This is a genomic window from Pseudomonas sp. 86_A (assembly GCF_017491705.1).
Lineage (GTDB): Bacteria > Pseudomonadota > Gammaproteobacteria > Pseudomonadales > Pseudomonadaceae > Aquipseudomonas > Aquipseudomonas koreensis.
In genome coordinates, this window is record NZ_JAFGYS010000017.1 from 13,525 (window position 1) to 27,199 (window position 13,675).

Sequence of the window (13,675 nt, forward strand, 5' to 3'; positions counted from 1 at the left end):
GGACTTAGCGACTGGCCGAGACCATTGTGGGAGCTGGCTTGCCAGCGATGGCGGTGGGTCAGCCTGCAAGGGTGGTGACCCATCGCTGGCAAGCCAGCCACAGGTGTCGTGGTAAGCGCCAAGCCTGATAAAGAACAGAAAGGAATTAATAAATATAAAATCAGTATTTATCGTTATATAAATTTGTGCGTACTCTCTGTTCATTCCCTCATTGATCACAGTGAAGTGCGCCATGAACCCGACTGCCAACCTGATCGACTTCGTCGCTTACCGCAAACGCCGCCAAGCCCAGCAACTCGCGCGGGCCATGTGGGAAATGTATGCGCGCAACGCTGGTTACCAGGCCTTTCAATGGGTGCAGGCCAAGCGTTCGACCGAGCCGCGTCAAGCGTGAACGCCGGTGATCCCTCGCGCTTTCTGGCGAGCGCCGACGAACCTGTGCTGGATCTGAACAGTCTCGAAGCATTGGAAGAAGACCCGATCTGCGAACGGGTTGCACAAAACCTGCAACGCTTGCGCGGCAAGCGGCATTTGTCGCTCGATGCACTGGCCCGTCAGTGCGGCGTGAGCCGGGCAATGCTGGCGCAGATCGAGTCCGGGCGCAGCGTGCCGTCGATCAAGGTGCTGTGCAAAATCGCCAAGGGCTTGAAGGTGTCGGTGGCGGCGTTTCTCGAGCATCGCGCGTTTGAGGGCGTGGCGGTGTTGTCGGCGAGTCAGAGCAAACGGCTGGTGAGTGCCAGCGGTGCGTTTGTCAGCCGCGCACTGTTCCCGTTCGACGTGGCGCGGCAGTCGGAATTTTATGAACTGCGTTTGAGTCCGCTGGGCGAAGATCTGTCCGAGGGCCATGGGCCGGGCGTGCAGGAAAACCTGGTGGTGGCTCAAGGCGTGCTGGAGATCAGCGTCAATGACGAACGCTATCTGCTGTCCACCGGCGACTCGATCCTGTTCTACGCCGACCAGCCCCACCGCTACCGCAACCCGGCGGACAGCGAGGCCGTGGCCTATCTGGTCGTGACCTACCCCGAACGGCTGGACTGACGAATCGCCGTGGGATCCAGGCTTTTTGGCAGATACGGCATCTCATTGCCTGACACACCGCCATCGCTGGCAAGCCAGCTCCCACAGGTTTCCAGGTGGGTTCAAGATTTATGGCCACTGAAGATCCCTGTGGGAGCCGGGCTTGCCCGCGATGGCGTCGGCACATTCAGCATCTGTATTGCCTGACACACCGCTTTCGCGAGCAAGCCCGCTCCCACATGGTTTCGTGGTGATAGCCGAAGCCGGCGTGGTGTGGGCTGGACAAGTGTTGGTCAATGGAATGAAAAAGCCCCCGAGGCCTTGGGCCGTCGGGGGCTTTTTTGTGCTGCCGGAAATCAGCAGGTGCAGCACATCATCGGCATGCCGTTGCAGCTCATCATCATTGGCATGCTGCAGTCGTTCATCATTTTCATCATCAGGGCGCAGCAGTTTTTCATCATGTCCATGCTCATGCCGGGCATCGGCATGATTTTGCACATCATGCAGTCGGCCATCATGGTGCATTCCATCACGCACTTCATCGATGGCATCGGCATGCCCATCATCGGCATTGGCATCATCATGTTCATCATCGGCATAGCCATGGCCGCCTGGGACATGCACATCATGCTCATGTTGCCGCAATGCATCATCATCGGCATGCCGCAGTCCATCATCATCTGCATCATTTCGCCGCTGTTCTTGAACATGGCCATGTCCATGCCGGCGGCCGGCATCATCTTGCACATCATGCCGTCGTCCATCATTTCGCAGCTCATGGTCGCCATCATCATCGGCATGCCCGTCATGGGCATCATCGGCATGTTGGCGTTCATTGGCATTGGCATCTGCATGGCGTTCATCATGGTGTAGCTCCCTGAGGATTTAAGAACTGGATGAAAAGCTGATGGCGCTGATTCTATGGGCTTGAAGATCCCGTACAAGATGCCCATCGAACAGCAAAAAGCACTGTTCGAACCGCTCAAGCGCAGCGTTGCATGCGCGTTGAGCTGTTGCAGCAGCAGACTGGACACCATGACAGAAAGAGCCAATGCACTGACATCGATTACGACATCATCGATATGTAAAACAACGCTATATAAATAACCGAAAGAAATTATCGGTCTAACCAGCCCCGGCTATTTTTCTTATTCCATTAATAAACAAGCAAACCACTTTTTAATCTTTTATCGCTATTAAAGGGCGCCCCTATAATTGCGCGTCTGCACTCACTCATAAAAAGGGAAGTTCCATGCAAAGACGCCTGTTACTGGCTGCACTGTTTGTCGCTGTCGCCGGGTGCGCCAGTCCTCCTGCCGTTTCCGTGCACACCAAAGACCCCGTCAGTTCGACCCTGCAAGGTGACGCCACGCGTCCGGCGCAGGCGCAGTGGATCCGCACCGAGTTGTATTTCTCGGTGGGCACGGTGGATGGCAAGGAAGGCGCGGTCAGCCCCGCGCGCTGGCGCGAGTTTCTCGACAAGGAAGTGACGTCGCGGTTTCCCGACGGTTTCACCGTGTTCGATGCGTATGGGCAGTGGCGCGATCATGGGGCGAAGGAGCCGGAGCGGTTGAGCACCAAGGTCATCGTGATCCTGCACGAGAACAACCCGCAGAACGCCGGCAACATCGAGGCAATTCGCCTGGCGTACAAGCGCATCACCGGGGATTTGTCGGTCCTGCGTCTGTCGCAACCGGCCGACGTATCTTTCTAATCAGTGATCGACCCCAGAGCTTGCCGAGGCGTCGACGCCAGGCGGCTCAATCCCGCCAACAGCAGCGCCCCCACCAGCAACACTCCGAGCCCCAGACACGCGCCCCACCCCACCACCGTCACGCTGGAATACAGCATGTACAGGCACAGGCCGAAAAACAGCAGGGGCAACAGCGGATACAACGGTACCCGGACCGGTCTCGGCACTTCGGGGAAGCGTCGGCGCAGGATGATCAACGCCAGGCTGCTGAAGCTCAGGAACAACCAGTACACGGGGGTCAGGTATTCGACCATGGTGTTGAAACCGCTCTGGGTGAAACTGCCGAACAGCACCAGCAACAACGCCACTGCGCCCTCCGCCAGCAAGGCCTTGCGCGGCACGCCGTCGCGTTCGTGCCACTCGCCGAAGCGGCGCAACTGCGGCACGTCGCGGGCGGCGGCGTAGGTGGTGCGGGCGCCGACCAGCAAGGTCGAATTGATGGTGACGATGGCCGCGATGCCGACCATCAGCAGAATCAGCAGCACCCCCGGCGCGCCGAACGCGCGGTTCAGCAACTCCACGGCCGGAGCATTGCTCGCGGCCAGTCCGGCGAACCCCAGGCCACGGACAAACGCCCAGTTCAGCGCCAGATAGATCGCCATCAGCAGCGTCAGCGCTCCGAGCATCGCGATGAAGATGCCGCGTCGACCGTCACGCACTTCCGCCGACAAGGTCGCCGCATCGCTCCAGCCGCCGAACGCGAGAAAGACGAAAATCATCGCCGCAGAAAATCCGGCCATGCCGGTGTTCTGAGGTGTGACCGACGCGCTGGGCGGCGCCGCTTCGATCCCCTGCCACGCCAGCCACACACCGGCGCTGGCGATGCTCAAAAAGCCCAGGGCCAACAGGCCCACCAACAAGGTCTGCGTGATGAAGCCGATGTGCTTGCCGCTGAGATTGAGCAGCACCAGCGCGGCGATCACCCCGCCGGCAAACAGCCCCGAGCCGTATCGACCGAGCGGCACCACGGCGTTGACGTAATCGGCAAACATGAACGCCGACAAGGCGATCCAGCCGGTGTGCATCACCGAGAAGCGCGACCAGGCGAACAGGAACCCCATGCGCTCGCCATACGCCGTGCGCAGAAAGTGATAGTCGCCGCCCGGATGCGGGAACGCCGTGGCCATTTCGGCGAAGCACAAGGCCCCGGCCATCGACGCCAAGCCGCCGAGCACCCAGACCCAGTAGAAATAGTCCGGCCCGACGTTCAGCGCCACGGTCGGCGCGGTCTTGAGGATGTCGGTGGTGATCACCATGCCCAGCGTGATCAACAGCGCCTGCGCCACCGGCAGATGGCGCCTGGGGCCGTTCGAGTGATTCATGGAGAGTCCCGCAGAAGGTCCGCCGTCCGTGGCGGTTCGGCTCAGAAACCGTAGGTGGCGCTGGCGTAGTAATAGGCACCGTTGGTACCGATCGGCGACAGCACGTCATACGGCAGGTTGCCGCCGTAGTTGATCGCCGAGCCGGAGCGCTCCGGGTAGTTGTCGGTGAGGTTGTTGCCGCCCAGGGCCACGCTGAATTTCGGGGTGAATTTGTAGGTCACCTCGGCATCCAGTTGCCACACCGCGCCGTAGGTCTGCTCCGGTTGCGAGTCACCGAAGTCGAACACCCGGGTGGTCTCGCCCTGACGGGTCAGACGGCCAAGCAGGCCCCAGTGTTCGCTGGCCCAGTTGGCACTGAACACGAAGCGATCCTTGGGTGCGGCGTCGGTCAGGGTGTTGGTTTCTTCGACGCCGACCAGCGCGTCGTTGCCGATACCCAGCGCCGTCAGTTGCGACGGCGTGCCTTTGGTACTGGTGACTGTGGTGTGGTTGTAGGTGTACGCGGTGGTCAGGCCCAACGTCCCGTCATACAGCGGCTGGTGGTAGTTGAGCACCAGTTCGGCGCCGTGGGTGCTGGTGTCGGCGGCGTTGGTGAAGAAGTTGACGTCATGGACCCCGGCCACGCCGAAGTTGTCGTTGATGTATTGCTCCATGGCATCGCTGCCGATGCGCTGCGACAGGGTGATGCGGTCCTTGACGTCGATACGGAACACATCGAGCGAGGCATCGAAGCGTTCGTTGAACTGGAAGGTCAGGCCGAGGCTGAAGTTCTTCGAGGTTTCCGGGTCAAGCTTTTGGGCGCCCAGCGCGCGGGCAATCGGATCGTTGACCGAGAGCACGCGGATATCGGTGAGCGTGCCGCCTTCGCCGAAGTTGCTGGTGGTGTTCTGAAAACCGCTCTGGGCCAGCGACGGCGCACGGAAGTTGTTCGACACCGCACCCCGCAACGCCCACTGCTCGGTCAGTTTGTAGCGACCGCTGAGTTTGCCGGTGAGTTTGCTGCCGGCATCGTCGTAATGCTCCCAGCGGGTGGCGGCGTCGACGAAGAAGCGGTCGGTGAGATCGCCCGAGAGTTCGGCGTAAGTGGCGAACACGTTGCGGTCCAGGTCCGACTCTTCGCTGGGGCGCAAGCCATTGGCGCCGTCAGCGCCAGACCCGATGTACGAAGCCGCGTCACCGGCGTAGGTCAGGTAGTTTTCGTAGCGGTATTCGCCGCCCAGCGCCAGCACAAACGAACGTCCGCCGAGGCGCAGTTCGCGGCTGAAATCGAGGTTGGTGGTGGTCTGACGCAGCTCGTAATCGCCAGTATCGAACGAGGTGGGCGAATCGGCCCCCAGGCTGACATTGAGGGTGCGCCGGGTGGATCCGTCAAAGCGGTTACGCCCGTGGGTGACGCTGCTGTCGAAGTCCCAGTCCTCGCCGATCATGCCTTTGAAACCGGCGGTGGCGGAGATGTCCTTGTTGTCGCCCAGGGACTGTGGCAGGTAGCCGTTGGGATAGAACTGCGGCTGTTCGTAGGGGTAGCGATAGAACTCGGCGCCGGTGGTGTGGCGCTGGTTGTAGGTGCCAAAGCTGTAAGCCTTGCCGCCGGCCAGCGGCAGCTCGCTGTTGAACCACAGGTTGACGTCGCGCGCGAGGCCATCGCCCATCACGTAGTTGCGCTGCTCGGGGGTATCGGCGAATCCGTCGAAACCGGCGCGGTTGGTCGGATTGCGGTTCTTGTACTCGGTGCCGCCCCGAATGAACCCGCCCTCTTCGCCCAGGCGCGTGCCGATCTTGGCGGTGGTTACGCTGTTCTGACCGTCGGTGGTGGTGCGCCCGATGGCGTCCTGATGGGTGTGAAACGCGCCGTAGCTGGTGGACACTTCGCCGCCCTCGGGCGCGTCGTCGAGGATGATGTTGATCACCCCGGCAATCGCATCGGAGCCGTACTGCGCCCCGGCACCATCGCGCAGCACTTCGATGCGTTTGATCGCGCTGATGGGGATCGAGTTGAAGTCCACCGGTGCCGTGCCGCGACCGATTTTCGAGGAGTCATTGACCACCGCCGAGGTGTGCCGGCGCTTGCCGTTGACCAGCACCAGCACCTGGTCCGGACTCATGCCGCGCAACTGCGCGGCGCGTACATGGTCAGCACCGCCGGAGTTGGATTGGCGCGGCATGCTGAACGATGGCAGCAAGGTCTGCAGCGCCTGGCCCAGTTCACCGTCGGCAGCGCCAGTGGACTTGAGGTCGGCGGCGGTCAACACGTCCACCGGCACCGGTGAGTCCAGCACCGTGCGCGCGGTACCACGGGTGCCGGTGACCAGCACGGTACCCAGCCGTGTGTCATCGTCAACGCGCGTGGAAGTGTCTTCGGCTTGCGCCGGTAGTTGCCAGATCGCACCGACAACCGCGATGGCCAGTAATGAACGGGAACGCTGATACATGGGACAGCTCCTTTATCGCAGCTAATACCCGGCCGTTGCCGACAATAAGCGTTCGGCAATCAATGCACGGCAATGTCTGCTGTAGTTTTAGAAATCAGGAAGGCAGTGAAGGCTGGTTGAACGCATTAAGTTGATTAAGCGCAGGATCCCCAAAGTTAGTTGTTTCCCCTTGAACACCGATGCTAGACGAGCGGACAGGTTTCGCAAAAGAACCAATAACACTTAGGTTAGATCGGGCTGAGTATTTGCTTTTAGAGCAACACAAGTGTTGCCAGACAAACACTTAAACTCTAACTAACACCAACTAACTCAAGATCAGGTAAAGATCTTTTGTAGGAGTGAGCCTGCTCGCGATGGCGGTTTATCAGCCACCGAAGTAGTTGAATGTCCGGGCCCCTTCGCGAGCAGGCTCACTCCTACAGGTTGATCGCGCTGATGTGGGAGCGAGCTTGCTCGCGAAGGTGGCCGATCAGTCACCCGATATCTTGACTGCAAACAAGCGCATAACCTTAGTCGAACTCCTTTTCCAGCCAGGCATCTTCGGCAATGTCCAAAGCGTCAGCACTGAAGCGTTGTTCCACAAACGGATCGGCGTGCAGGTGAAAGCCATTGCGCTCCCAGAAACCGGGTTGCTCCTGGTCGACAAACTCGAGACCGCGCAGCCATTTGGCGCTCTTCCAGAAGTACCGCCCCGCTACCACCAGCCGCAGCGGCCAGCCGTGCTGGGCGGTCAAGGGTTGGCCGGCGTAATGGGTGGCCAGCAGGCTGTCCGGGTGCAGCAGGTCGTCGAGTGACAGGTTGGTCTGGTAGTCGTGATCGGCGTGGGCCATGACGTAGGCGCTTGGCGGCTGGATATCGAAGGCCTGCAACAGATCCTGCAGATGCACCCCGCTCCACTGCGTGTCGAACTTCGACCAGCGTGTCACGCAGTGGATGTCGCATTGCAACTGACGTTGTGGCAGCGCTTGCAGGTCTGCGTAACGCAGTTCGACCGGGTGTTTGAGTGTGCCAAACAGACGCAGCGACCAGTTCGGCAAATCGTATTGCGGCACGCTGCCTTCGTGCAGGATCGGGAAGCGCTCGGTCAACACCTGGCCGGGAGGCAGCCGTGCGCTGAATGCGGGATCTGCTTGGGGTGAACGGCTTTTGCGTAATCGCGTTGCCTTGTCGTGCATGCTCACACTGACCTCATTTCTTGAATGCCGACCCTGCGGGGGATTTCAGTTAGCCACCGGTATCCACTCCGCCCGCGCCACGTTGGCGCTATCACCGAAGGCCGGGAGTTTCTGGGCCAGGTCGCGGACGTTTTTCACGTCCAGGTCCAGCAACTGCTGACGGGTGATCAGGGTCGGCGGTACCAGCACCTGATGCCCCGGGTTTTCGCCGGCAATCAACATCGCCAGACTGCGCACGCTGATCGCCCCCGCCACTTGCGGATTGACCGCCGCCGTGGCCGCCCAGGCACTGTCCGGTTCTTTCATGATCTGGATGTCGGCGGTGGAAATGTCGGCGCTGTAGATCTTCACCTTGCGCCCCAGCCCGGCCTCGTCGACGGCAATTTTTGCGCCTTTGGCGAATTCGTCGAACGGCGCGAAGATCACGCTGATCCCCGGATTGGCCCGCAGCACCGCACTGGCCTGATCCGCTACCGAATTGGCAATTGGCGGGTTGAGCGTGCCGAACCGCGCCTTTTCGATGATGCCCGGATTGGCCTGCTTCACCTGACTCCAGATCTCATCGCGACGCTCCATCGGCGTGAAGCCGCTGATGTAAACGTAACCGGCGTCGAACCGCGTGCCGTTGTCCTTCACCGCCTGATCCAGCGCCAGCCGCGCCAGCGCGTGGTGATCCTGCTCGACCTGGGTCACCTGCGGGCTGTTCAGGTCAACGTCGAACGCCACCACCTTGATGCCTTTGGCGATCGCCCGGTCAATCGGGCCTTTAAGAGTTTCCGCCAGGCCCAGTTGCACGATGATCCCGTCCACGCCGAGGTCGATCGCCTGATCGATCATCTCGCCCTGACTCGCCGCCTGCTGCCGGGCATCGAACACCCGCAGGTTGGCCCCCAGCGCTTCGGTCTGTTGCTCCACGCCGCGCAGATACGCCTCGGGAAAGTCTCCGGAAAACAGATAGCCGACCAGGGCGATCTGCACCTGGCCCTTGTCGAACGGCGCTGGCGCTCCCGGTAAGGCCTTGGCCTGCGCGCTCACGGCCAACGCCGAGAGCATCACCCCGAGCAGGCAATGGCGCGCGAACTGTTTGAGTGAACCTTGCATACGACTTTCCTTGAACGATGTCGGCTCAGCGCGCCCGATGCGCGAGGCCGAAGGTGAACATCAGGGCCAGCACCAGCACCAGTCCCTTGACGAAATCCTGCGCGTAGTACGGCGCGTTGAGCATGGTCAGACCGTTGAGCAGCGAAGCCACCAGCAGTGCGCCGACCAAGGTGCCGAAGGCGTTGGGCTTCTTCGCCCCGAGCACGGCAAAACCGATCAGCGCCGCGCCAAGGGCGTCCAGTACCAGACCGTTACCGGAGCTGACATCGCCGCGGCCCAGGCGCGCCGCCAACAGCAAACCGCCGAGTGAGGCGAGCAATGCCGACAGCACGTAAGCGAGCAATTTGAAGCGCTGCACCGGCGCCCCTGCCAGTCGCGCCGCCTGCTCGTTGCCGCCGATGGCATAAAATAACCGGCCGATGCGCGTGCGTTCGAGAAACAGCCACACCGCCAGCGCCACCAGCGCGGTGATCAACACCGGGACCGGCACCACGTCCCACAACCGCCCGCGACCCAGCGCAAGAAACGCCGCACTGAACGCGCCTTCGGTTTCCACGCCGCTGGGCAAGGTCATGCCCACCGCAATCGAGCGGCCGCCGGTGGGAATCAGTTGCACGCCAATCACCAGAAACATGCTGCCCAGCGTCGCGAGAATGTCCGGCACCCGCAGCTTGACGATCAGCCAGCCATTGAGCAGCCCGACCAGTGCGCCACCGGCCAGGCTGATCAGCACCGCCGGCACCGCGCCCCAGCCGAGCACCACCATCACGTAACTGGCGATCATCAGGCTCATCGCCGCCACCGCACCAATCGACAGATCGAGCCCGCCGACGGCCATGGTCAGTGTCACCCCGAGGGCCAGCAGCGCGACGATCGACACCGACTGCAAGATGCTGAACAGATTGCCGACGCGCAAAAACGCCGGCTCCGCGACGCTGAAAAACACCACGATCAGCGCCAGCAACCACAACAGGCCGTAGCGGATCAGCGCTTGCAGCAGGCGCTCGGCGGGTGCCGCAGTGGAAGACAACAGTGAACTCGAATCAGGCACTCGCTCTGCTCCTTGGCGTGGCATGAAGGGGATGTTCGATCAGGTCGCTACCCGCCAGCGCAGCGACCAGGGTCGCGCGCTCAAGACCGGCACGCGGGTATTGCGCGACCACCGCGTGATCGCGCACCAACAGGATCCGGTCAGCGATTTCCAGGGCTTCGTCGACGTCGGCACAAATCACCAGGGTCGCGCGGCCAGCGGCACTGTCGCGCAGCAACTGGCCGATCTCGCGGCGGGCGCGCACGTCGACCCCCTGAAACGGTTCGTCGAGGATCAACAGCCGCCCGGCCCCGAGCAACCAGCGGCCCAGCACGACCTTTTGCTGATTGCCGCCAGACAACGCGCTTATCGGCACGTCGATGCCAGCGGTCTTGATCCCCAGCGCCGCGACTTGCGCCTGCACCGCTGCGGCTTCGGCGCGGTTGCGAATGAACCCGGCACGGGTGAAGCGCTCCAGAAACGGCAGGGTCAGGGTGCGGCGCAGGGAAAAGTCCGGCACCAGCGACTGGCTGGCACGGTCCTCCGCCGCGAGAAACACGCCGCTGCGAATCGCCGCCCTTGGCGAACCCGGCACCCAGTCCTCGCCATCCAGTTGCAGGCTGCCGGCCACGGCTTGACGCAGGCCGAACAGCACCTCGGCGATCTCGCTTTTGCCGGCGCCGAGCAGCCCGGTCAGCACCACCACTTCACCTTGGTGCAGGTCGAAATCGAAACGCTTCGAGCGCGGCAAAATCTGCAAACCGCGCACGCCGAGAACGTTTCGGCCGACAAGGCCGGGCGTGTAGACATGCCCGTCGAGCGCCTGCCCGAGCATCGCGTGCACCGCCTCCGGCAACTGCCGCGCGCTGAACTCCCCGGCCAGGCGCCCGTCACGCAGGACGATGGCGCGATCCGCCACCCGTTGCAGATCGGACAAGCGATGCGAGATGTAGACGATCGCCACCCCACGGCCGCGCAAGGTGTCGATCAAACCGAACAGGCGCTGCGCTTCGGCGTCCGACAACGCGGCCGTCGGCTCATCCAGAATAAGCAGCCGTGGTTGCAGGGCAAAGGCCCGGGCCAGCACCACCAGTTGCCGTTCGGCCTGGCCCAGGTGCTCAATCGGTTGCTCCAGCGGCAACACCAGACCGAGCCCGGCGGCGATGCTCGCAGCGCGCTCCAGCAGGCGTTTGCGATTGAGCCAGAAGTCCGCGTCGGGCCGGCACAGTTCATCGAGCAGCAGGTTCTCCGCCACGCTCAAACCAGGGGCGATGCCGTCGTTGATCTGCTGATGCACCGCGACAACCCCCACCCGGCGAGCCGACAGCGGTGAGCTGAACTGCCGTGGCTGGCCATCGACGAAAATTTCGCCGGCGTCGGCGCGCTGGCTGCCGGCGAGAATCTTCACCAGCGTCGACTTGCCGGCACCGTTGGCACCGAGCAAGGCCACCACTTCGGCGGGATGAATCTGCAGGCTGACGCCATCCAGTGCGCGGTTCGAGCCGAAGGTTTTGCTCAGTTCACGCACTTGAATCAGCGGCGCGCGGGCCACGACCACACTCATAAAATTCCTTAACGACGATGGGCCAGCGAACGCACTAGCCGGTCACCCAGGCTCTGCACGCCTTGCACGAGGATGACCAGCACCACCACGGTGGCGACCATCACTTCATTGTTGAAACGCTGATAGCCGTAACGGATCGCCAGATCGCCCAGACCGCCACCGCCGATGACCCCGGCCATGGAGGAAAAACCGATCAGCATCACCAGCGTCAGGGTGATTCCCGCGAGCAGTGCCGGCAGCGCTTCGGGCAGCAGCACTTTGAAAATCACATGACGGATATCGCCGCCCATGGCGAGGATCGCTTCGATCCGGCCCTTGTCGACTTCGTCCAGCGCGTTCTCGACGATCCGCGCAAAAAACGGAAACGCGCCAATGGTGATCGGCACCACCGCTGCCGTGCTGCCGAGTGTCGTGCCGACCACCAGACGGGTCAGCGGAATCAGCGCGATCAGCATCACCACGAACGGCAGCGAGCGCCCCAGATTGACCAGCGAACCCAGTGCGGCATTCAGCCGTGGCATCGGCCACAGTCCGTCACGGCGACTGAGGAACAGCAACACCCCCAGCGGCAAACCGATCAGCAGCGTGAACAGGCCTGCGAGCAGGACCATGTACAGGGTTTCGCCGGTGGCGTTGCACACCAGTTGCAGGATTTCATCCCAGTGGATCGTGCGGTTCATGACTGGGCCGCCCGTACGCCGTATTGCTTGAGGAAACTCAGCCCCGGCGCCGCATGCCCCAGTGGCAGGCCGCAGGTCGGGCGCAGCGAGGCGCCGAGCAGCGACTGCGGATCTGCGAGCAAGCGCGGCACCGGGCCGGCCTCGACCAGTCGCCCGCCGGCCATGGAGGCGGCGTGATCACAGATCGACTTGACCACGTCTAGCTCATGGGTGATCAGCACAATGGTCAGGCCCAGTTGCCGATTGATGTCGCGCAGCAGTTCGAGAATCGACGCGGTGGTTTCCGGGTCCAGCGCGCTGGTGGCTTCGTCCGACAGCAGATACGCCGGCTCGGCTGCCAGGGCGCGGGCAATTCCCACCCGTTGTTTCTGGCCACCGGACAACTGCGAGGGAAAGGCTTGCGCCTTGTCACTCAAACCGACCAGTTCCAGCAGTTCGCGCACGCGCACATGGCGCCACGGTTTGCCGACGTTGGCGATTTCCAGCGGCACGGCGATGTTGTCGAACACGGTGCGCGAATGCAGCAGATTGAAGCCCTGGAAAATCATGCCGATGCGCTGACGCTGGCGGCGCAGGTCGCTGGCAGAGAGCGTCAGCAGGTCTACGCCGTCGATCAGGATCCGCCCGCTGTCCGGGCGTTCGAGCAAATTGAGGCAACGCAACAGGGTCGATTTGCCCGCACCGCTACGCCCGAGAATGCCGTAGACCGCGCCGTCGGGAATGCTCAGCGACACCTGATCGAGTGCCGGCGCGGCCGCCGACGGATACGTTTTGCTCAACTGCTCGACGACGATCATGGCTTGGCATCCACCACTGGAATCACCGAACCCTTGAAGTTATCGGTGATGTACTTCGCCACTTGCGGCGAGGTCAGGTCCTTGGCCAGTTGCGCGATGCGCGGATCGTTCTGCAATTTTGGCGTGGTCACCAGAATGTTGGCGTACGGATTGTGCTCGGCCTTCTCCAGCCCCAGTGCATCCTGGGCCGGCACCAGCCCGGCTTCCAGCGCGTAGTTACCGTTGATCACCGCAAGGTCGACATCGTCCAGCGCCCGGGGGATTTGCGGCGATTCGATTTCGAGGATCTTCAGCTGTTTCGGGTTCTCAGCGATGTCCTTGGGCGTGGCCTGATCAGCCGCCGGATCGTTGAAACCAGGCTTGAGTCTGATCAGCCCATTGTCCTGCAACAGGTACAGCGCACGGCTCAGATTGGTGACGTTGTTCGGCACGGCGACGGTGCCTTTTTCCGGCACCTCGGCGAAGCTTTTGTGCCGGCGCGAGTAAATCCCCAGCGGCTCGATATGCACCGTGGCGGCCACTGCGAGTTTTTGCCCGAGCGCTTGCTCTTGGGATTTCAGGTACGGCAGGTGCTGAAAGTAATTGGCATCAACATCGCCGTGCACCAGCAGCTCGTTGGAGTTCACGCCGTTGGGGATCTCGATGACCTTGAGGTTGAGTTGCGGATCGATGGTCTGGATGTACGCGAGGATCTGCGCGTGGGGCACCGGGTCGGCAGCCACGCGCAACGGCTCCAGTGCCTGAACGCCGAACGAAGTCACCAGCGCGCCGAGGACGGCCAGGTTCACACCTGCTTTTTTCAACATG

13 protein-coding genes are annotated in these 13,675 nt (G+C 62.1%); 3 read left to right on the forward strand and 10 right to left on the reverse strand.

What is annotated here, in order from left to right:
- Positions 1–232 precede the first annotated feature (232 nt).
- Positions 233–394, forward strand: a complete 162-nt coding sequence (locus tag J5M57_RS24020) for a hypothetical protein (protein ID WP_169840464.1) — start codon at positions 233–235, stop codon at positions 392–394.
- A complete protein-coding gene (locus J5M57_RS24025) occupies positions 391–1,038 on the forward strand; it encodes an XRE family transcriptional regulator (RefSeq protein WP_338110608.1) in 648 nt (215 codons plus the stop codon). Before J5M57_RS24020 ends, J5M57_RS24025 begins: the two co-directional genes overlap by 4 nt.
- A gap of 335 nt (positions 1,039–1,373) precedes the next feature.
- Here the strand turns inward: J5M57_RS24025 and J5M57_RS24030 are convergent, their stop codons facing one another.
- On the reverse strand, positions 1,374–1,883 hold the full coding sequence (locus tag J5M57_RS24030; protein ID WP_207849327.1) for a hypothetical protein: 510 nt from the start codon (positions 1,881–1,883) through the stop codon (positions 1,374–1,376).
- Between the two features lie 386 nt (positions 1,884–2,269).
- Between J5M57_RS24030 and J5M57_RS24035 the strand changes: the two genes are divergently transcribed.
- Positions 2,270–2,731 carry a DUF3574 domain-containing protein gene (locus J5M57_RS24035; protein WP_207849312.1) on the forward strand — a complete coding sequence of 154 codons (462 nt, stop codon included), beginning with the start codon at positions 2,270–2,272 and terminating at the stop codon, positions 2,729–2,731.
- Here the strand turns inward: J5M57_RS24035 and J5M57_RS24040 are convergent.
- The 9 genes from J5M57_RS24040 to J5M57_RS24080 all read right to left on the reverse strand — a co-directional run bounded on the left by J5M57_RS24040 (position 2,728) and on the right by J5M57_RS24080 (position 13,674).
- Positions 2,728–4,092, reverse strand: coding sequence for an APC family permease (locus J5M57_RS24040; RefSeq protein ID WP_207849311.1), 1,365 nt, complete (start codon positions 4,090–4,092; stop codon positions 2,728–2,730). The genes J5M57_RS24035 and J5M57_RS24040 overlap by 4 nt on opposite strands.
- Positions 4,093–4,133: 41 nt before the next feature.
- On the reverse strand, positions 4,134–6,521 hold the full coding sequence (locus tag J5M57_RS24045) for a TonB-dependent receptor (RefSeq protein ID WP_207849310.1): 2,388 nt from the start codon (positions 6,519–6,521) through the stop codon (positions 4,134–4,136).
- A 509-nt stretch (positions 6,522–7,030) separates the two neighbouring features.
- Positions 7,031–7,696 carry a sulfite oxidase-like oxidoreductase gene (locus J5M57_RS24050; RefSeq protein ID WP_207849326.1) on the reverse strand — a complete coding sequence of 222 codons (666 nt, stop codon included), beginning with the start codon at positions 7,694–7,696 and terminating at the stop codon, positions 7,031–7,033.
- A 45-nt stretch (positions 7,697–7,741) separates the two neighbouring features.
- A complete protein-coding gene (locus J5M57_RS24055) occupies positions 7,742–8,797 on the reverse strand; it encodes a substrate-binding domain-containing protein (RefSeq protein ID WP_207849309.1) in 1,056 nt (351 codons plus the stop codon).
- A gap of 25 nt (positions 8,798–8,822) precedes the next feature.
- Positions 8,823–9,848, reverse strand: coding sequence for an ABC transporter permease (locus J5M57_RS24060; protein ID WP_064587258.1), 1,026 nt, complete (start codon positions 9,846–9,848; stop codon positions 8,823–8,825).
- A complete protein-coding gene (locus J5M57_RS24065) occupies positions 9,841–11,391 on the reverse strand; it encodes a sugar ABC transporter ATP-binding protein (protein ID WP_207849308.1) in 1,551 nt (516 codons plus the stop codon). The genes J5M57_RS24060 and J5M57_RS24065 overlap by 8 nt, the downstream gene beginning before the upstream one ends.
- 8 nt (positions 11,392–11,399) lie before the next feature.
- Positions 11,400–12,071, reverse strand: a complete 672-nt coding sequence (locus J5M57_RS24070) for a methionine ABC transporter permease (protein ID WP_169840472.1) — start codon at positions 12,069–12,071, stop codon at positions 11,400–11,402.
- Positions 12,068–12,868: a methionine ABC transporter ATP-binding protein gene (locus J5M57_RS24075; RefSeq protein WP_082920304.1), complete on the reverse strand. Its 801-nt coding sequence runs from the start codon at positions 12,866–12,868 to the stop codon at positions 12,068–12,070. The genes J5M57_RS24070 and J5M57_RS24075 overlap by 4 nt, the downstream gene beginning before the upstream one ends.
- Positions 12,865–13,674 carry a MetQ/NlpA family ABC transporter substrate-binding protein gene (locus J5M57_RS24080; protein ID WP_207849307.1) on the reverse strand — a complete coding sequence of 270 codons (810 nt, stop codon included), beginning with the start codon at positions 13,672–13,674 and terminating at the stop codon, positions 12,865–12,867. Before J5M57_RS24080 ends, J5M57_RS24075 begins: the two co-directional genes overlap by 4 nt.
- Position 13,675: the final 1 nt, after the last annotated feature.